Source organism: Paracoccus sp. pheM1, assembly GCF_018499825.1.
Lineage (GTDB): Bacteria > Pseudomonadota > Alphaproteobacteria > Rhodobacterales > Rhodobacteraceae > Paracoccus > Paracoccus versutus.
Window position 1 is genome coordinate 1 of sequence record NZ_JAGXCX010000002.1, and the last position, 16,689, is coordinate 16,689.

Annotated in this window: 15 protein-coding genes, 1 tRNA gene and 1 pseudogene; 13 read left to right on the forward strand and 4 right to left on the reverse strand. The window is 69.5% G+C overall.

Going from position 1 to position 16,689, the window contains the following annotated elements:
• From dxr to KF941_RS28040, 4 genes are all read left to right on the forward strand, one after another.
• Positions 1 to 1,079, forward strand: a 1,079-nt coding sequence (dxr, locus tag KF941_RS13980; protein ID WP_214273707.1) for a 1-deoxy-D-xylulose-5-phosphate reductoisomerase, incomplete at its 5' end; no start/stop codon positions are given.
• Positions 1,076 to 2,401, forward strand: a complete 1,326-nt coding sequence (rseP, locus tag KF941_RS13985; RefSeq protein ID WP_072462789.1) for an RIP metalloprotease RseP — start codon at positions 1,076 to 1,078, stop codon at positions 2,399 to 2,401. The genes dxr and rseP, both read left to right, overlap by 4 nt.
• Before the next feature lie 103 nt (positions 2,402 to 2,504).
• Entirely contained in the window at positions 2,505 to 4,838 is a 2,334-nt protein-coding gene (gene bamA / locus KF941_RS13990; protein ID WP_114535477.1) for an outer membrane protein assembly factor BamA, read from the forward strand.
• Positions 4,838 to 5,806, forward strand: coding sequence for an OmpH family outer membrane protein (locus KF941_RS28040; protein ID WP_240540430.1), 969 nt, complete (start codon positions 4,838 to 4,840; stop codon positions 5,804 to 5,806). The genes bamA and KF941_RS28040 overlap by 1 nt, the downstream gene beginning before the upstream one ends.
• 30 nt (positions 5,807 to 5,836) lie before the next feature.
• On the opposite strand, the gene KF941_RS14000 is transcribed toward KF941_RS28040, so the two are convergent.
• Together KF941_RS14000 and KF941_RS14005 are read right to left on the reverse strand one after the other, a co-directional pair.
• The gene (locus KF941_RS14000; RefSeq protein ID WP_036754696.1) at positions 5,837 to 6,784 is read right to left on the reverse strand and encodes a nucleoside hydrolase; all 948 of its coding nucleotides are present in this window, start codon (positions 6,782 to 6,784) and stop codon (positions 5,837 to 5,839) included.
• Positions 6,785 to 6,847: 63 nt separating this feature from the next.
• Positions 6,848 to 9,304 carry a penicillin acylase family protein gene (locus KF941_RS14005; RefSeq protein ID WP_116220782.1) on the reverse strand — a complete coding sequence of 819 codons (2,457 nt, stop codon included), beginning with the start codon at positions 9,302 to 9,304 and terminating at the stop codon, positions 6,848 to 6,850.
• Between the two features lie 129 nt (positions 9,305 to 9,433).
• Between KF941_RS14005 and KF941_RS14010 the strand changes: the two genes are divergently transcribed.
• From KF941_RS14010 to KF941_RS14035, 6 genes are all read left to right on the forward strand, one after another.
• A complete protein-coding gene (locus tag KF941_RS14010; protein ID WP_214273708.1) occupies positions 9,434 to 10,300 on the forward strand; it encodes an NAD(P)-dependent oxidoreductase in 867 nt (288 codons plus the stop codon).
• A 48-nt stretch (positions 10,301 to 10,348) separates the two neighbouring features.
• Positions 10,349 to 10,424: transfer RNA gene (locus KF941_RS14015), tRNA-Val, on the forward strand.
• Positions 10,425 to 10,442: 18 nt separating this feature from the next.
• Positions 10,443 to 11,504, forward strand: a complete 1,062-nt coding sequence (locus KF941_RS14020) for a CaiB/BaiF CoA-transferase family protein (protein ID WP_214273709.1) — start codon at positions 10,443 to 10,445, stop codon at positions 11,502 to 11,504.
• A 191-nt stretch (positions 11,505 to 11,695) separates the two neighbouring features.
• Positions 11,696 to 12,118, forward strand: a complete 423-nt coding sequence (rplU, locus tag KF941_RS14025) for a 50S ribosomal protein L21 (RefSeq protein WP_036754682.1) — start codon at positions 11,696 to 11,698, stop codon at positions 12,116 to 12,118.
• Positions 12,119 to 12,137: 19 nt separating this feature from the next.
• On the forward strand, positions 12,138 to 12,410 hold the full coding sequence (gene rpmA / locus KF941_RS14030; RefSeq protein WP_036754679.1) for a 50S ribosomal protein L27: 273 nt from the start codon (positions 12,138 to 12,140) through the stop codon (positions 12,408 to 12,410).
• Positions 12,411 to 12,520: 110 nt separating this feature from the next.
• Entirely contained in the window at positions 12,521 to 13,066 is a 546-nt protein-coding gene (locus tag KF941_RS14035) for a GNAT family N-acetyltransferase (RefSeq protein ID WP_036754676.1), read from the forward strand.
• A gap of 303 nt (positions 13,067 to 13,369) precedes the next feature.
• Here the strand turns inward: KF941_RS14035 and KF941_RS14040 are convergent, their stop codons facing one another.
• Positions 13,370 to 13,885, reverse strand: a complete 516-nt coding sequence (locus KF941_RS14040; protein ID WP_072463548.1) for a hypothetical protein — start codon at positions 13,883 to 13,885, stop codon at positions 13,370 to 13,372.
• 128 nt (positions 13,886 to 14,013) lie between these two features.
• Between KF941_RS14040 and KF941_RS14045 the strand changes: the two genes are divergently transcribed.
• A complete protein-coding gene (locus tag KF941_RS14045) occupies positions 14,014 to 14,421 on the forward strand; it encodes a SufE family protein (RefSeq protein WP_036754663.1) in 408 nt (135 codons plus the stop codon).
• 2 nt (positions 14,422 to 14,423) lie between these two features.
• Here KF941_RS14045 and mnmA read toward each other — a convergent pair whose 3' ends face one another.
• Positions 14,424 to 15,593: a tRNA 2-thiouridine(34) synthase MnmA gene (gene mnmA / locus KF941_RS14050; RefSeq protein ID WP_036754660.1), complete on the reverse strand. Its 1,170-nt coding sequence runs from the start codon at positions 15,591 to 15,593 to the stop codon at positions 14,424 to 14,426.
• A 163-nt stretch (positions 15,594 to 15,756) separates the two neighbouring features.
• On the opposite strand from mnmA, the gene KF941_RS14055 reads away from it, so the two are divergent.
• Both KF941_RS14055 and KF941_RS14060 read left to right on the forward strand, forming a co-directional pair.
• Complete coding sequence (locus KF941_RS14055; RefSeq protein ID WP_036754658.1) at positions 15,757 to 16,032, forward strand: DUF1153 domain-containing protein; 276 nt, start codon at positions 15,757 to 15,759, stop codon at positions 16,030 to 16,032.
• Positions 16,033 to 16,124: 92 nt separating this feature from the next.
• Positions 16,125 to 16,655 (forward strand): annotated as a pseudogene (locus tag KF941_RS14060) (response regulator); the annotation flags it as partial.
• Positions 16,656 to 16,689 lie beyond the last annotated feature (34 nt).

Consider the following 16,689-nt stretch of genomic DNA (forward strand, 5'->3'; position numbering starts at 1 on the left):
CCATTGCCCTGACCGGCGGCGCCAATGTCGCGCGCCTGGCCCAGATGGCCCGCGCGCTGCGGGCCGAGATCGCCGTCACCGCCTGGCCGCAATGCCTGGCCGAGCTGCGCGCGGCGCTGGCCGGCAGCGGCATCGAGGCCGCCGCGGGGCCGCGGGCCGTGGCCGAGGCCGCCGCGCGTCCCGCCGACTGGACGCTTTCCGCCATCGTCGGCGCCGCCGGCCTGCCGCCGGGGCTGGAGGTGCTGAACCGCGGCGGCACGCTGGCGCTTGCCAACAAGGAAACCCTGGTCGCCGCCGGGCCGCTGGTCATGTCCCGCGCCCGCGAGACCGGCGCCCGCATCCTGCCGGTCGATTCCGAACATTCCGCTATATTCCAGGCGCTTCAGGGCGAAGACCTCGAAAGCGTCGAGCATGTGACCATCACCGCCTCGGGCGGCGCCTTCCGCGACTGGCCGCTGGAGCGGCTGGCGCAGGCAAGCGTGGCCGAGGCCAGCCGGCATCCGAACTGGGACATGGGCCAGCGCATCACCATCGACAGCGCCAGCATGTTCAACAAGGCGCTGGAAGTCATCGAGGCGCATGAGTTCTTTGGCCTTGGCGTCGAGCGGTTGCGGGTGCTGGTGCATCCGCAGTCGATCATCCATGCCATGGTCACGCATCGCGACGGTGGCAGCATCGCGCATCTGGGGGCGCCGGACATGCGCCATGCCATCGGCTATGCGCTGAACTGGCCGGCGCGCGCGCCGCTGCCGGTGCCGGCGCTGGACCTGGCGGCGCTTGGCAGCCTGACCTTTGCCCAGCCGGACGAGGCGCGCTGGCCCGCCCTGCGCCTGGCGCGCGAGGCGATCGAGGCGGGCGGCGCCGCCGGCGCGGTGCTGAACGCCGCCAAGGAACAGGCGCTGGACGATTTCATCGCCGGGCGCATCCGCTTTACCGACATGGCCCCGGCGGTCGAGCATGCGCTGGCGCTGGCCGCGCGCGAGGCGGGTTTCGGGCAAAGCCCGCGCGACCTTGCCGAGGTGCTGCATTGGGACGGCTTCGCCCGGCGTGCGGCGGCGCAATGGCAGGGGGCGGCATGAGCCTGGTTCTGGACGCGATGGGCGGATTCCTCTGGACCGCGGCGGCCTTTGTCGTCGCGCTGTCGGTCATCGTCACCGTGCATGAATATGGCCATTACATCGTCGGCCGGCTTTGCGGCATCAAGGCCGAGTGCTTTTCGCTGGGCTTCGGGCCGCGGCTGGTCTCGCGCCGCGACCGGCATGGCACGCTGTGGCAGGTGGCGGCAGTCCCGCTGGGCGGCTATGTGCGCTTCCTGGGCGATGCGGATGCGGCCAGCGCCGGCTCGGTGCCGGTCGAGCCGGCCCGTGCGCGCCAAAGCCTGACCGGCGCGCCGCTCTGGGCGCGCTTCGCCACCGTGGCGGCGGGTCCGGTCTTCAACTTCGCGCTGTCGATCCTGGTCTTTGCCGGCATGGCGATCTGGCAAGGACTGCCGGTCGAGGAGGTCGAGGTAGGCCGGCTGCACCCGACGCCGCCCGGCATCGAGATGCAGCTGCAGACCGGCGACCGCGTCCTGGCGCTGGACGGCCGGCCGGTCGAAAGCTGGCGCGACCTCGGCACGGCCGCGGCCGACCTGCCCGCGCGGGCCAGCCACGACTGGACCGTGCTGCGCGACGGCGCGCGGATCACCGTGCCCGGCCCGCATCCGATGCCGCCGCTGGTCATCGGCATTGCGCCGCGCAGCCCGGCGGCCACGGCGGGGCTGAAGCCGGGCGACGTGATCCTGGCCATGGACGGCGCCCCCGTCTCGCGCTTCGACGAGCTGCGCGAGCATGTGGCCAAGGCCGAGGGCCGGCCGGTGCTGCTGAAGGTCTGGCGCGAGGGCGAGGGCGAGGCCGACTATACCCTGGCCGCGCGCGAGCAGGATCTGCCCACCGACGACGGCTATACCCGGCGCTGGCTGATCGGCGTGACCGGCGGCGGCACCTATTTCGAGCCGGCGACCCGGCCCGCCGGCGCCGCCGAGGCGCTGGGGATCGGCGCCGCGCGCACCTGGGACATCATCGCCTCCTCCGTCTCGGGGCTCTGGGCGATGATCACCGGCCAGATCGGCAGCTGCAACCTGGGCGGCGCGATCTCGATCGCCGAGACCACGGGGCAGGCGGCTTCGGCGGGGGGCAGCAACTTCATCTGGTGGATCGCGGTGCTGTCGGCGGCCATCGGTTTCCTGAACCTGTTGCCGGTGCCGGTGCTGGATGGCGGGCACCTGATGTTCTATCTCTACGAGGCCGTGGCGGGGCGGCGCCCCTCGGACCGGGTGATGGACATCCTGTCGGCGCTGGGGCTGGCGGCGGTTCTGTCGCTGATGGTTCTGGGCCTCACCAACGATCTTTTCTGCCCCTGAGCGGCGCTAGGCTTTTGACAGCATGGCCCGCTTCGCGGTATCCATCGGGGCAAATATGGCGGGGCAAACCCGCCGGGCAATGCATTATTCGCGAGGGGCGGCGATGACGGACAGGAAACTCGGCAAGGGCGCGCTGGCGCTGATCTCAGCGCTGGCGGTGGCCGCGCCGGTCGCGATGGTGGCGACCCCCGCCTCGGCCCTTGTCTTCAGCAACGTGCGGATCGAAGGCAACCAGCGCATCGAGCCGGCCACGATCCTCTCCTACCTGGACCTGCCGCGCGGCCAGGACGTCTCGGCCGGGGCGCTGAACGACGCCATGCAGCGGCTGCAGAATTCCGGGCTGTTCGAGACGGTCGAACTGGTGCCCTCGGGCGGGACGCTGGTGGTCAGGGTGGCGGAATATCCCACCATCAACACCGTCGCCTTCGAAGGCAACAAGCGGCTCAAGGACGAGAACCTGGCCGAGATCGTCAAGTCGCAGTCGCGCCGGGTCTATTCGCCCGCCCAGGCCGAGGCCGATGCCGCCGCGATCAGCCAGGTCTATGCCTCGCAGGGGCGCCTGGCCGCCCGCGTCGATCCGCGCATCATCCGCCGCGGCAGCAACCAGGTCGACCTGGTCTTCGAGATCCGCGAAGGCGACGTGACCGAGATCGAGCGCATCGGCTTCGTCGGCAACCGCGCCTTTTCCGACCGCCGGCTGCGCAACGTGCTGCAAACCAAGCAGGCCGGCATCCTGCGCACCTTCATCCGCCGCGACACCTTCGCCCCCGAGCGGGTGCCGCTGGACGAAAAGCTGCTGACCGATTTCTACCGCTCGCGCGGCTATGCCGATTTCCGCGTGCAGGCGGTGGCGCCGGAACTGGCGCGGGAACGCGACGCCTTCTACATCACCTTCCAGATCCACGAAGGCCCGCGCTATACCTTCGGTACCATCAACACCGTCAGCGAGATCCCCGGCGTCGATGCGGCGGAATTCGCCGCCCAGAACCGGGTCAAGCGCGGCGCGGTCTACAACCCGACCGACATCGACACCACCATCCGCCGGATGGAGGCGCTGGCGCTGCGCAAGGGGCTGGACTTCGTCAATATCGAGCCGCGCGTCACCCGCAACGAGCGCAGCCAGACCCTGGACCTGACCTTTGCCCTGACCCGCGGCCCGCGCGTCTTCGTCGAGCGCATCGACATCGAAGGCAACACCACCACCCTGGACGAGGTGATCCGGCGCCAGTTCGCCACCGTCGAGGGCGACCCCTTCAACCCGCGCGAGATCCGCAACTCGGCCGAGCGCCTGCGCGCGCTGGGTTATTTCGCCGACGTGCAGGCCGAAAGCCGCCAGGGCTCGACGCCCGAGCAGGTGATCGTCGACGTGAACGTCGAGGAGCAGCCGACCGGCAGCCTGAACTTCGGCGTCAGCTATGGCGTCTCGACCGGCGTCGGCTTCAACATCTCGCTGTCGGAAAAGAACTTCCTGGGCCGCGGGCAACAGGTGGACCTGGCCTTTTCGACCGGCACGGATACGCAAAGCTCGGGCCTGACCTTCGTCGAGCCCTATTTCCTCGGCCGCGACCTGCGGGCGCGGGTGCAGGCCTGGTACAACACAACCGACCGGCTGAATTCCGACTACAACACCCGCACCGTGGGTTTCTTGACCGGAATCGAATTCCCGGTTTCCGAGAACGGCCGGCTGGAACTGCGCTACAAGCTCAGCAAGGATACGCTGTTCGACGTCGAAGAGCCTCATGAGGATTCCGAAGGCAACTTCGTCGGTTCGTCGCAGATCCTTTATGACGAGCAGGGTGGCTATTTCACCTCGGCGCTTGGCTATACCTACAGCTATGACAGCCGCATCGCCGGGCTGGACCCGGTGACCAGCTACCGGCTGCGCGCCGGCCAGGATTTCGCCGGCCTGGGCGGCGACGTGAAATCCGTCACCAGCACGCTTTACGCCGGCGTCGAAAGCCGCGCCTGGCGCGAGAACGTGACCATGCTGGCCGAGTTCGAGACCGGCGCCGTGCATATGCTGGACGACGAGGACAGCCGTTTCCTCAACCGCTTTACCGGCAACGGCAAGATCCGCGGCTTCGAGCCGAACGGCCTGGGTCCGCGTGACCTGGCGGCGCCGAACGAGGATGCGCTTGGCGGCAATTATTTCTGGGCGCTGCGCACCGAGCTGCAATTCCCTCTGGGCCTGCCCGAGGAATACGGCATCACCGGCGGGCTTTTCGCCGATGCCGGCTCGGTCTGGGGGCTGGACCGGACCAGCGGCACCAACGGGGTCGAGGTCGACGACGGCATGAAGGTTCGCGCCGCGGTGGGCGCCTCGATCTTCTGGACCACGCCGATCGGGCCGCTGCGCTTCAACTTCGCCAAGGCCCTCAAGAAAGAGGATTACGACGAAGAGCAGTCCTTCGACCTGACGATCTCGACCCGGTTCTGATGGCCGGGGGACGCGGCATCGCGGCGCTGGTCCTGGCCGCGCTGCTGGCGGTGCCTGAGCGCGCGCCCGCCCAGCCCGTGCCCGAGCAGCCTTCCGGGCAGGCCGGGACGCCCACGCCCGAGGCGGCGCCCATCGTGGTCGAGACGCCGCCCCCGAACGGCCAGGCGGTGCTGCCGGTCCTGACGCTGGACCAGGATGCGCTGTATCTGCATTCGCGCTGGGGCCAGCGCGTGCAGGCCGAGCTGGAGCGGCGCGGAAGCGAGATCGCGGCCGAGAACGAGCGGCTGGTCGAGCAGTTCGCCGCCGAGGAGCAGGAGCTGACGGCGCTGCGCCAGACCCTGCCGCCCGACGAGTTCCGCAAGCGGGCCGACGAGTTCGACAAGCGCGTGGTCGAGGTGCGCCGCGCCCGCGACGCCGCCCCCCGCGCCTTGCAGGCCGAGGCCGAGGAAGAGCGCCAGGCCTTCTTCCGCGCCGTGCTGCCGGTCCTGGCGGCGGTGATGCGCGAGCGGGGCGCGGTGGTGGTGCTGGACCAGCGCGCGATCTTCGTCGCCTCTCAATCCATCGACGTCACCGAGGTGCTGATCGAGCGCATCGACCGCGAGATCGGCGCGGGCCCGCTGGCCGACCCACCCAAGGCGGATGCGCCGGAGCAGAGGGGGAACGGCGCGCCGCAGGATGGCTCGGGACAGGACGGGCAGGACGCGCGAGCGCCGGGGGACGATGCGGTGCGGGATGATGCGGCCCCCGAATCCCCGGCGGCACCCGAACCCGACCCCCAGCCGGGGGACGGCGCGGGCCCGCTGGCCGACCCGCCCAAGGCGGATGCGCCGGTGCAGACGGGGAACGATGCGGCGCAGGATGGCTCGGGACAGGATCTGTCGGTGCCGGGAGACGATGCGGCGCGGGACGATGCGGCCTCCGAGCCCCCCGCGGCACCCGACCCCAGGCCCGGCGGGGCGGAGGAATAAACCCCCACCCGCCCGCGGCAGGTGTGGCTGCTATCCGACCCTGCGGTCCAGATCGCCGATCCGTTCCGTCAGCAGCGCGAAGAAGGCATCGGCCTCGACCTCGCGGATGAAGGTGGCGTTGGGCGTCCGGCCGCTGACCCGCCACCAGTCGGCGACGGTCATGCCCAGGGTGTATTCGCCCTGGGTCTCGATCTCGACATTGATATAGCGGCCGGTGAACAGTTCGGGCTTCAGCAGCCAGGCGATGGTGCAGGGGTCGTGCAGCGGCGCGCCCTGGCTGCCGTATTTCTCGCGGTCGTAGCGTTCGAAGAAATCGGTCCAGCTGGCGACGGCCTGGCCGACGCGGCCCATGGCGCGCATGCCCTCGACCCAGGCGCGGCTGGTCAGGGCGCGATGCGTCACGTCGAGCGGCATCACCGTCAGCGGTGCGCCGCTGGCAAAGACGATCTTGGCCGCCTCGGGATCGACATGGATGTTGAACTCGGCGGTCGGGGTGATGTTGCCCACCTCGAAATAGGCGCCGCCCATCAGCACGATTTCCTGCACCCGCGGGATGATGTCGGGCGCGCGCAGGAAGGCGGTGGCGATATTGGTCAGGGGGCCGATCGGCACCAGCGTCACGCTGCCCGGCTTTTCGCGGCGCAGGGTCTCGATCAGGAAATCGACGGCATGGCCGGGGGCGAGCGGCATGGTCGGCTCGGGCAGGGTGACGCCGTCGAGCCCGGTCTTGCCATGCACATGCTCGGCCGTGATCAGCTTGCGGTGCAGCGGCGCGTCGCAGCCGGCATGGACCGGCAGGTCGGGTCGGCCGGCCAGTTCGCAGACCATCCGGGCATTGCGCTGGGTATGGTGCAGCGGCACGTTGCCGGCGACCACGCCGAGGCCCAGCACCTCGATCTCGGGGCTGGCCAGGGCCAGCAGGATCGCCACGGCATCGTCCTGGCCGGGGTCGGTGTCGATGATGATCTTGCGCGCCATGGGCTGTCCTTCGCTGCGTCCCGGCCCGCAGGGAAGCCCGGCCGGGCGCGGGATGCAAGCCCCCTAGTCGCCGGCCGGTTGCAGGTGGGTGATGCCCGCCGCCGCCGCCCGCGCCAGCGCCGGGTCCAGCGACATGACCACGTATTCGCCGCGCCGCCAAAGCTCGGCCATGTCGTCGTAATGGCGCGAGAAGGGATGGCCCGATTGCCCGGTCGAGATGACGAAGACCGAGCTGTCGGGGTCGGCCAGGTCATAGACGCCGCGATAGGCGGCCCCGGTCACGTTCAGCCAGGGATTGCGGCCCCGGCCCAGGAAGCCGGCATGGGCGATCGTCGCCTCGCCGCCCGAGGTCGGCTGGATCAGGTTCACGATATAGGAGATGCCGCGCATGTCCCCCAGCGCCGGGTGGACATGGCGGGCGCGGTGCAGGTCGCCCCAGCGCCAGCTGGCAAGGTCGGGGCCAAAGCGCGCCACCAGGTCCAGCAGCGCCGCGTCCAGCGCCTGCCGGGCGATCTGGGTGCAGGTCTCGACAGGGGCGGACTGGCGGATGTCGCACCATTCCGAGGCGCCGCCGGCGTCGCGAAACACCCGGTCGATGAAAACGGGGAACAGCTCGGTCAGGTCCTGCGCCAGCGGGCCGAGGTCGTCGCGCACCAGCCGGTCCTGCAAGGCCCGCATCCAGGCGGCATAGATCAGCGGCTCGGGCAGATGCTCGCTCATCGCGCCGTCCCAATTGGCCAGCAGCGCCAGCGCATCCTGGCGCAGCCGCTCGGGCGTGCCCTGGGCCGCGGGTTCGCCGGTGAACCACAGCTCTGCTCCGACCAGCGGCAGCAGGCCGCGGGCCACCGGGCTGACGATGTCGGTCTGCGCGGCGATGAAGCTGTCGCGCGAATGCACCTCGCGCGATTCGATCAGGTGGCGCAGCCGGCCCAGCCGGTAGCCGTCGGCCCGGTCGTGGCCCAGCCCGGCCCAGCCCGGCTCGGCCGCGCCGGTCGCGGCGACGATGCCGCTTTCGGGGCTCAGCTCGGCCAGCTCGGACGGTGCGGGGTCGAGCCCCTGCCAGCGATTCTGCACGACCCAGCCCGGCGCGGGCATGCGTCCCGCCGTCTGGTGCCCGGCGGGGCGCTGCGGCAGGGCGCCGGCCAGCACCTGGCCCACGCCCCGCGCATCGGCCAGCGTCACCGTCAGGGCCGGGGCGACCATGCCGCGCAGCGCCTGGGTCGCCGCCTGGCGGTCCTGCGCCCGCATCAGGCCGATCAGCGCCGACATGCTGCGGTCCTCGCCATGGCCGCCGGTCCAGGACAGCGCCGCGACATGGCCGGCCGGCAGGATGCTGGCAAGGTCCAGATGCGCGGCGGGGATGACCGGGCCGTTCTCGGTCTCGCGCAGGGTGATGGTCTGCGGCTCGGCGCCGCGGATGCGCAGGGTCTCGCGCCGGGTCGCGAACTCGGTCCAGCCCTGTGCGCCGCGATAGCGGTTGGGATCGCCGGGCTGGACCTCCTCGATATACAGGTCCTGGTCGTCGATCCAGGCCGGGGTGATGCCCCAGGCCAGGCCGGTATTGCGACCCGACAGCACCGCGGGAATGCCGGGGATGGTGCCGCCGATCACCCCGCCCGAGCCAAGCTCGATCCGTGCCAGATACCACAGGCCCGGCGCGGTCAGGGCGAATTGCGGGTCATTGGCCAGCAGCGCCCCTCCCGCCGCCGTGCGGCCGGCCGCGGCGGCAAAGCCGTTGGCCGAGGCCCCCGCCGCCGGCGCCAGATAGCCGGCCAGCGTCGCCGTCCAGTCCCGCGGCCCGGCGCCGCGTTCCGGGGCGGCAAAGCGGGCGCCCGGAAAAAGCGCGGCATAGCCGGGCAGCGGCGGCTCGCCCGGCATGGCGACCAGATCCTGCCCGCGTTCGGGAGCGGCCAGAGACAGCCGCGCGCGCAGCACCTCGCGGCGCAGCTGCACGCTGGACGAGGCCGCCAGCAGCTTCAGGATCGCCAGCGAATCCGCCGGTTCCCAATAGGCGATGTCGTCGGGATAAAGGAAGAACTCCGGCGCCCCGCGCCCGCGCGCGCCCAGGTTGACCTGCTCGATCCAGGCGTTGATGCCCGCGGCATAGGCTTGCAGCGCGTCCAGCACCTCGGGGTCCTGGGCCTCGAGCGAGGCGCGGGCATTGCGGTAAAGCCCCAGCCGGCGCGCCAGGTCGTCGGCGGGCAGCGCGCCCATGCCATAGATCTCGGCCAGCCGGCCCTGGGCCGCACGGCGCAGCACGGTCATCTGGAACAGCCGGTCCTGGGCATGGGCAAGCCCGAGCGCGAAGAACACGTCGCGGTCGCTTTGACCGAAGATATGCGGCACGTCCTCGGTCGTGCGCACGATCTCGACCGGGGCCGAGATGCCCTGGACCGCATAGCTGCCGTCGTAGTCGGGCAAGGAGCGGATGGCGAAATACCAGGCCAGCGTCACCAGCGCCAGGGTCAGCAGGATCAGCCCGACCGTCAGGCGCACAAGCCAGCGGAAAAGTGTCACCATGAAAAGGCACGGTCCCGAGCTTGGGCACGAGAGGTTGACCCCCGCGCCGGGTGATGAAATTCATCGGGGTGAATAGGGCAGGGCGCGGGCCGGATCAACGCGCCTTTTCGACACGAAAGGGAGAATCTGATGGCGCGGGTGGCATTTCTGGGACTTGGGGTGATGGGCTTTCCGATGGCGGGCCACCTGGCCGCGGCCGGGCATGAGGTGACGGTCTGGAACCGCAGCCCCGCCAAGGCCGAGGCCTGGGCCGCGCGCCACAAGGGCCGCCTGGCCGCCACCGCACGCGAGGCGGCCGGGGGCGCCGACTTCGTCATGGCCTGCGTCGGCAATGACGACGACCTGCGCCAGGTCTGCCTGGGCGAGGCGGGCGCCTTTGCCGGCATGGGCCGGGGCGCGGTCTTCGTCGATCACACCACGGTCTCGGCCGCGGTCACGCGCGAGCTGTCCGCGGTCGCTGCCGAGGCCGGGCTGGGCTTCGTCGATGCGCCGGTCTCGGGCGGGCAGGCGGGGGCCGAGGGCGGCCAGCTTTCGGTGATGTGCGGCGGCGCGCAGGCCGATTACGACCGCGCCGAGCCGGTGATCGCCGCCTATGCCAAGATCTGCAAGCTCATGGGCCCCTCGGGCGCGGGGCAGCTGACCAAGATGTGCAACCAGATCGCCATTGCCGGGCTGGTGCAGGGCCTGTCGGAATCGCTGCATTTCGCCGAAAAGGCGGGGCTGTCGATCCCCGAGGTCGTCGAGGTGATCAGCCAGGGCGCCGCCGGCAGCTGGCAGATGGCGAACCGCCACCAGACCATGGCCGAGAACCGCTTCGACTTCGGCTTTGCGGTGGACTGGATGCGCAAGGATCTGGGCATCTGCCTGGCCACCGCCGACGAGACCGGGGCAAGCCTGCCGGTGACGGCGCTGGTCGACCAGTTCTACAAGGAGGTGCAGGCCATGGGCGGCGGGCGCTGGGACACCTCGTCGCTGATCGCGCGGCTGCGCCGGTGACGCCCGTGCTTGCCAAGGACGCCGGGATCGCGCTATCAGCCGGCACGGGGGCGGTTAGCTCAGTTGGTAGAGCGTCTCGTTTACACCGAGAATGTCGGGGGTTCGAGTCCCTCACCGCCCACCAGTCCCCCGGAGGCCGCGAATGACCGGCGCCCTGTCCAGCCTGCGCATCGTCGAGATCGCCGGGATCGGCCCCACGCCATTCGCCGCCATGTGGCTTGCCGACCACGGCGCGCAGGTGGTGCGCATCGCCCGGCCCGGCGCGCCGCAGATCTTTCCGCTCGACCGCGACGTGCTCGACCGCGGCCGCGATTGGCTGGAACTGGACCTGAAATTGCCCGAGGGCCGCGGGATCGCCCGCGACCTGATCCTGCGCGCCGATGCGCTGATCGAGGGCATGCGCCCCGGCGTGATGGAGCGGCTGGGCCTCGGCCCCGAGGATTTCGCGGAAAACCCGCGCCTGGTCTATGGCCGCATGACCGGCTGGGGCCAGACCGGCCCGCTGGCCCATTCCGCCGGCCACGACCTGACCTATCTGGCGATCACCGGCGCGCTTTCCGCCATCGGTCCCGCGGATCATCCGGTGCCGCCGCTGAACCTGGTCGGCGATTTCGCCGCCGGCTCGATGTATCTGGTCTCGGGCATGCTGGCGGCGATCCTTGCTGCGCGCGAGACCGGCCGGGGCCAGGTGGTCGATGCCGCGATCACCGACGGGGTGGCGCATCTGATGGCGATGATCTCGGGGCTGCGCGCCAACGGGCTGTGGCGGGACCAGCGGCAGGCCAATCTGCTGGACGGGGGCGCGCCCTATTACAGCTGCTATCCCTGCGCCTGCGGCGGCTTCCTGGCCATCGCCGCCATCGAGCCGCAGTTCTGGGCGGAACTGGTCCGGCGACTGGGCCTGTCCGAGGCCGACCTGCCCGACCGCGCCGACCCGGCGAACTGGGCCGCGCTGCGCGCGATCCTGGCCGCGCGCATCGCCACCCGCAGCCGCGACGACTGGGCGGCCGCGCTGGAGGGGACCGATGCCTGCGCGGCCCCGGTGCTGTCATTGGACGAGGCGCCGCGCCACCCGCACAACCGCGCCCGCGGCGCCTATAGCGGCACCGATCCGCGCCCGGCGCCGCTCATGTCGGCCGGTCTGGGCGCGCCGCGCGAGGGGCGGCGGCTTGCGGTGGAGGAGGCGCGCGATCTGTGGCGCTGAGCCGCCATTTCGGTTGACTTGCCCGGCCGAATCCGCGATATACCCGCGACCGGCCGGGCGCATGTCCGTTGCCGGCATCATATTTTGAACCTCACCCGAGACAATGGGTGCGCTGTCCGAAGGCGGGGCCTGGCCCCGGCAACACCTGCAAGGCAGGGGCCGAAGGATGCGGCAGAGCAAGGAAAGACGGAATGTTCGCAGTTCTCAAGACGGGCGGCAAGCAATACCGGGTTCAGGCCGGTGACGTGCTGCGCGTCGAAAAACTGAACGCCGAAGCCGGCGACAAGGTCCAATTCAACGACGTGCTGATGATCGGCGCGACCGTGGGCGCGCCGCTGGTTGCCGGCGCCGCCGTGCAGGCCGAGGTGATCGACACCATCAAGGCCGACAAGGTCATCACCTATGTCAAGCGCCGCCGCAAGCATTCGTCGCAGCGCACCCGCGGCCACCGCCAGCAGCTGACGCTGGTCCGCATCACCGAGCTGCTTGAAAAAGGCGGCGACAAGACCGATGTGAAAGCCGCCGTCGGCGCGCGCACCAAACTCGAGCCGGCCGCCAAGCCGGCAAAAGCCAAGAAGTCGGAAGCCGAAGTTTCGGCCGAAGACGCCAACTGAGGCAGAAGGAGACTGAGCCATGGCACATAAGAAAGCAGGCGGTTCGTCCCGCAACGGCCGCGACTCGGCCGGTCGTCGTCTCGGCGTGAAACTCTTCGGCGGCCAGCAGGCCGTCGCCGGCAACATCATCGTGCGTCAGCGCGGCACCACCTGGTGGCCGGGCCAGAACGTCGGCATGGGCCGCGACCACACCCTGTTCGCCCTAACCGACGGCCACGTGGCCTTCAAGAAGGGCCTCAAGGGCCGCACCTATATTTCCGTGCTTCCCGCCAATCTCGAGGCCGCCGAGTAAGCCGATTTCAACACTCGGGTGCTAAATAGGGGGATCGGCAGGGCCGGTCCCCTTCGCGTTTTCAGGGGCCGCACCCATATGATTGCGAGTAATTGGGGGAGAATAGTGACATGAACGAATTGATTTCCTCGGATGCGCGGCAGATCGAGATCGTGACCGAGCGCTTCGTCCTGCGCCCGCTGCGGGCATCGGATGCCGGGCTCATCGCGCATTACACCGCCGATCGGCGCGTGGCCGAGGGAACCCGTTCGATCCCGCATCCCTTGCCGCCCGGCGCCTCCGAAGCCTATGTCCGCCGGGCCATGGCGGCTGACCGGGACGAGGACGTCTGGGCCATCGACGGCTCGGCCAACAAGCTGGCCGAGGTGCTGGGCGTGGTCTCGCTGACGCGGATCGACAAGGAACAGTCCGAACTCGGCTTCTGGATCGGGGCCGGGTTCTGGAACACCGGCTTCGCGACCGAGGCGGTCTCGGCCCTGGTCGAGGCCAATCCGCACGGCTCGCGCACGCTGTTTGCCGAGGCGTTCCAGGACAATCCCGGCTCGGCGCGGGTGCTGACCAATTGCGGCTTCGAATATCTCGGCGATGCGGAAAGCTGGTCCGTGGCGCGCGCCGCCCGCGTGCCGACCTGGACCTATCTGCGCAAGATGGCCTGACCGGCCGCACCCGCCGGCATTCCGCGAAAAGGCCCGCATGCGTCATGCGGGCCTTTTTCCTGCCACGGCGGCCGCCCTGCCTGCATTCGGCTCATGGCCTGCGCCTCGTCCCCGCTACTCCGGCCTGGCGATCAGATGGCGGATGAGGCGATGCGGCAATGTCGCGCCATGGGTATTTGAGGAACGAAGAAGACGAGGGCGGCGCCAGGTTCTTCTCCGTTCCTCAAATACCCATGGCGCAACCGTGCCGGTCGCGGTTTGCCTGCAGCCTTTCGCGCTGCCGAACCGGGCCTGGGCCCGGCGTCAGCGGCGCAGCGTGATGGCGTTGCCGGCGCCGGCGATCACCACCTCGCGCAGGTCCGCCAAGGCGGCGTTGGGAAGCGTCAGCGCCACCGTCACCGTATCGCTGGCAGGCTGCGGCGGGTTGGCGGCGGCGAAGGTGTCGGGCAGGGGCGGCTTGCCCACCAGCCGCAGGCGCAGCACGCCGTCCTGATCGGGGCGGATGCGTCCCCTGGGCATCGGCACCTCGGTGACCAGCGCCACATCCCACCAGCCCTTGCTGGCGGCAAGCCCGGTCACGACCAGCATCCGCCCTTCGTAGAGCGGCTCCCATTTCGCGCTGGTGATCTGCGCCAGCGGCAGGCGGCCGTCCTCGATCGCGGTCGGATAGCCGCCTTCGGGCTCCAGCGTCTGCTGGCGGGGTGCGCCGCTGCCGCCGCCGAACCAGCGGAACGGGTTCAGGCTGCTGTCCCCCATGCGGCCGCAACCGCCCAGCACCAGCATCGCACAGGCAAGAATGCCCAAGGTTCCCGACCGCATGAAGGCTGCCCCCGTTTTCCCAAGTCTTTGGCGCAGTGATAGGCCAAGTCGGGCGGGCGCGAAAGCCTCTTTGACCTTGCCGCCCCGTCGCGCTATGCCAGTGCCGCCCGATGCGAGAGGATGCCCCGATGGCCACGCCCGCCTTTGAAGAAATCGCCGAGACCTTCGATTTCCTGGAGGATTGGGAGGAGCGCTACCGCCATGTCATCGAACTGGGCAAGGCGATGGCGCCGATGGATGCCTCGTTGCAGGTGCCCGCCACCAAGGTCGAGGGTTGCGCCAGCCAGGTCTGGATCATGCCCCGGATCGAGGCTGGCCGCTTCGACTTCCAGGGCGACAGCGATGCGCTGATCGTGCGCGGGCTGATCGCCATCCTGCATGCGCTTTATTCCGGCGTGCCGGTCGGCGAGGTGGCGGCGATCGACGCCAGCGCCGAGCTTGGACGGCTGGGGCTGGAGGAGCATCTTTCGGCGCAGCGCTCGAACGGGCTGCGCGCCATGGTCGAGCGCATCCGCCTGCTGGCTGCGGCGGCCTGAACTCAGCCGCCGCGGCGGTGCGAGATCCAGCCGCCGCCCAGCACGCGCGTCCCTTCGGTCGCGTAAAAGACGCAGGCCTGGCCGGGGCTGACGCCTTCTTCCGGGGCCAGCAGTTCGATCTCGGCGCGCCGCTCGCCGGTCGCGCGCAGGATGGCCGGCCGCGGCGGCCGGGTCGAGCGGATGCGGGCGGTGATCGGGATCTCGCCGGCGAAGGGCTCGTCGCCCAGCCAGTTCACCTCGGTCACCGGCACGATCCGGGTCGCCAGCGCCTGCTTGGGGCCGACGACGACGCGCCGCGTCTCGGGCTCCAGCCGCACCACGTAAAGCGGATCGCCCAGGCCGCCGATGCCCAGGCCGCGGCGCTGGCCGATGGTGTAATGGATCACGCCGCGATGCGTGCCCAGGATGTTGCCGTCCATGTCCACGATCTCGCCCGGATCGGCGGCGCCGGGGCGCAGCTTTTCGATCACGCCGGCATAGTCGCCATCGGGCACGAAGCAGATGTCCTGGCTGTCGGGCTTGTCGGCGACCGAAAGCCCGTATTGCGCCGCCAGCGCCCGCGTCTCGGCCTTGCTGGCCAGCCCCCCCAGCGGGAAGCGCAGGAAATCCAGCTGCTCCTGCGTGGTCGAGAACAGGAAATAGCTCTGGTCGCGGGCCGGGTCGGCCGCCATGTGCAGCTCGGCCCCGCGCGGGCCGTCGAAGCGGCGGATGTAATGCCCGGTCGCCATGCAATCGGCATCAAGCTCGCGCGCGGTCTCCAGCAGGTCGCGGAACTTCACCCGCTCGTTGCAGCGGATGCAGGGCACCGGCGTCGCACCGGCCAGGTAGGCATCGGCGAATTCCTCGATCACCGATTCGCGGAACCTGTTCTCGTAATCCAGCACGTAATGCGGAAAACCGATGCGCTCGGCCACGCGGCGGGCGTCGTGGATGTCCTGCCCGGCGCAGCAGGCGCCCTTTTTCGCCAGCGCCGCACCGTGGTCGTAAAGCTGCAGGGTCACGCCGATCACGTCATAGCCCTGCGCGGCCAGCATCGCGGCCACGACCGAGCTGTCCACGCCGCCCGACATGGCCACGACCACGCGCGTCTGCGCCGGCGGCTTGGCAAAGCCCAGCGAATTCACGGTCGAATCTGGCGCGTCATGGCGCAGAGAGGGGCTTGGCGCTGTCATGGATCGTCCTTTGCGCGGGCGCGCTGCTCTGGCCCGCAGTTCATGACATTTATAGGTAAAAACCGGCAATTCTCAAGGGCCGGGCCTGGAAAAACCCTGCGCCACTTCACCGGGGCTTAAGAAGTTTGCGACACAAGGAGGCAGAGAGAACAGGGACTTGCCGATGTTTTTGAAGAAAACTCCCGGTCTGCGCACCGTGATCCTGCCCGATGGCAGCATCCTGACCCAGGCCGATCTGCCCCAGCCGCAGACCCGCTGGGTGGCCAGCCGCAAGGCGGCGGTGGTCGATGCGGTGCATTACGGCCTCTTGTCGCGGGACGAGGCGATTCGCCGCTATGGCCTGACCGAGGAAGAGTTCGACGCCTGGGCCAGCGCCTTTCGCCAGCATGGCCGCAATGCGCTGAAAATCACGCATCTGCAGAAATTTCGGCAACCGTAAGTTGAGACAAATTTGATAAATAAGCCGGTAACGTGATATTAACCTTTTGCTGAGAGGTTTTGCCAGTAGCCTGGTTAGCAAGGGGAAATGACATGCGAATCCTTCTGGTCGAGGATGATCCGACCACGGCGCGCAGCATCGAGCTGATGCTGACGAACGCGAGTTATAATGTTTATCGCACCGACATGGGCGAGGAGGGCATCGACCTTGCCAAGCTCTATGACTACGACCTGATCCTGCTGGACCTGGACCTGCCGGACATGCACGGCATGGAAGTCCTGCGCCAGATCCGCATGTCCCGCATCGACACGCCGATCCTGATCCTGACCGGCTCGGACGACACCGAAAGCAAGCTGCGCGGCTTTGGCTTCGGTGCCGACGACTACATGACCAAGCCCTTCAACCGCGAGGAGCTGGTCGCCCGCATCCAGGCGATCATCCGCCGTTCCAAGGGCCATAGCCAGTCGGTGATCCGCACCGGCGAGATGGTGGTGAACCTGGACGCGCGCTCGGTCGAGGTGGGCGGGCGCGCGGTCAACCTGACCGGCAAGGAATACCAGATCCTGGAGCTTCTGAGCCTGCGCAAGGGCACGACGCTGACCAAGGAGATGTTCCTGAACCACTTTTATTTTACCGTAACGTGTTGATTTTTCATAG

Excerpts from the sequence above, each read along its gene's own strand:
- bamA (WP_114535477.1), top strand. The coding sequence starts at position 2,505 with ATGACGGACAGGAAACTCGGCAAGGGCGCGCTGGCGCTGATCTCAGCG.
- mnmA (WP_036754660.1), bottom strand. The coding sequence starts at position 15,593 with ATGACAGCGCCAAGCCCCTCTCTGCGCCATGACGCGCCAGATTCGACC.
- KF941_RS14010 (WP_214273708.1), top strand. The coding sequence starts at position 9,434 with ATGGCGCGGGTGGCATTTCTGGGACTTGGGGTGATGGGCTTTCCGATG.
- KF941_RS14045 (WP_036754663.1), top strand. The coding sequence starts at position 14,014 with ATGGCCACGCCCGCCTTTGAAGAAATCGCCGAGACCTTCGATTTCCTG.
- rpmA (WP_036754679.1), top strand. The coding sequence starts at position 12,138 with ATGGCACATAAGAAAGCAGGCGGTTCGTCCCGCAACGGCCGCGACTCG.
- rseP (WP_072462789.1), top strand. The coding sequence starts at position 1,076 with ATGAGCCTGGTTCTGGACGCGATGGGCGGATTCCTCTGGACCGCGGCG.
- KF941_RS14020 (WP_214273709.1), top strand. The coding sequence starts at position 10,443 with ATGACCGGCGCCCTGTCCAGCCTGCGCATCGTCGAGATCGCCGGGATC.
- KF941_RS14035 (WP_036754676.1), top strand. The coding sequence starts at position 12,521 with ATGAACGAATTGATTTCCTCGGATGCGCGGCAGATCGAGATCGTGACC.
- KF941_RS14005 (WP_116220782.1), bottom strand. The coding sequence starts at position 9,304 with ATGGTGACACTTTTCCGCTGGCTTGTGCGCCTGACGGTCGGGCTGATC.
- KF941_RS14000 (WP_036754696.1), bottom strand. The coding sequence starts at position 6,784 with ATGGCGCGCAAGATCATCATCGACACCGACCCCGGCCAGGACGATGCC.
- rplU (WP_036754682.1), top strand. The coding sequence starts at position 11,696 with ATGTTCGCAGTTCTCAAGACGGGCGGCAAGCAATACCGGGTTCAGGCC.
- KF941_RS14055 (WP_036754658.1), top strand. The coding sequence starts at position 15,757 with ATGTTTTTGAAGAAAACTCCCGGTCTGCGCACCGTGATCCTGCCCGAT.
- KF941_RS14040 (WP_072463548.1), bottom strand. The coding sequence starts at position 13,885 with ATGCGGTCGGGAACCTTGGGCATTCTTGCCTGTGCGATGCTGGTGCTG.
- KF941_RS28040 (WP_240540430.1), top strand. The coding sequence starts at position 4,838 with ATGGCCGGGGGACGCGGCATCGCGGCGCTGGTCCTGGCCGCGCTGCTG.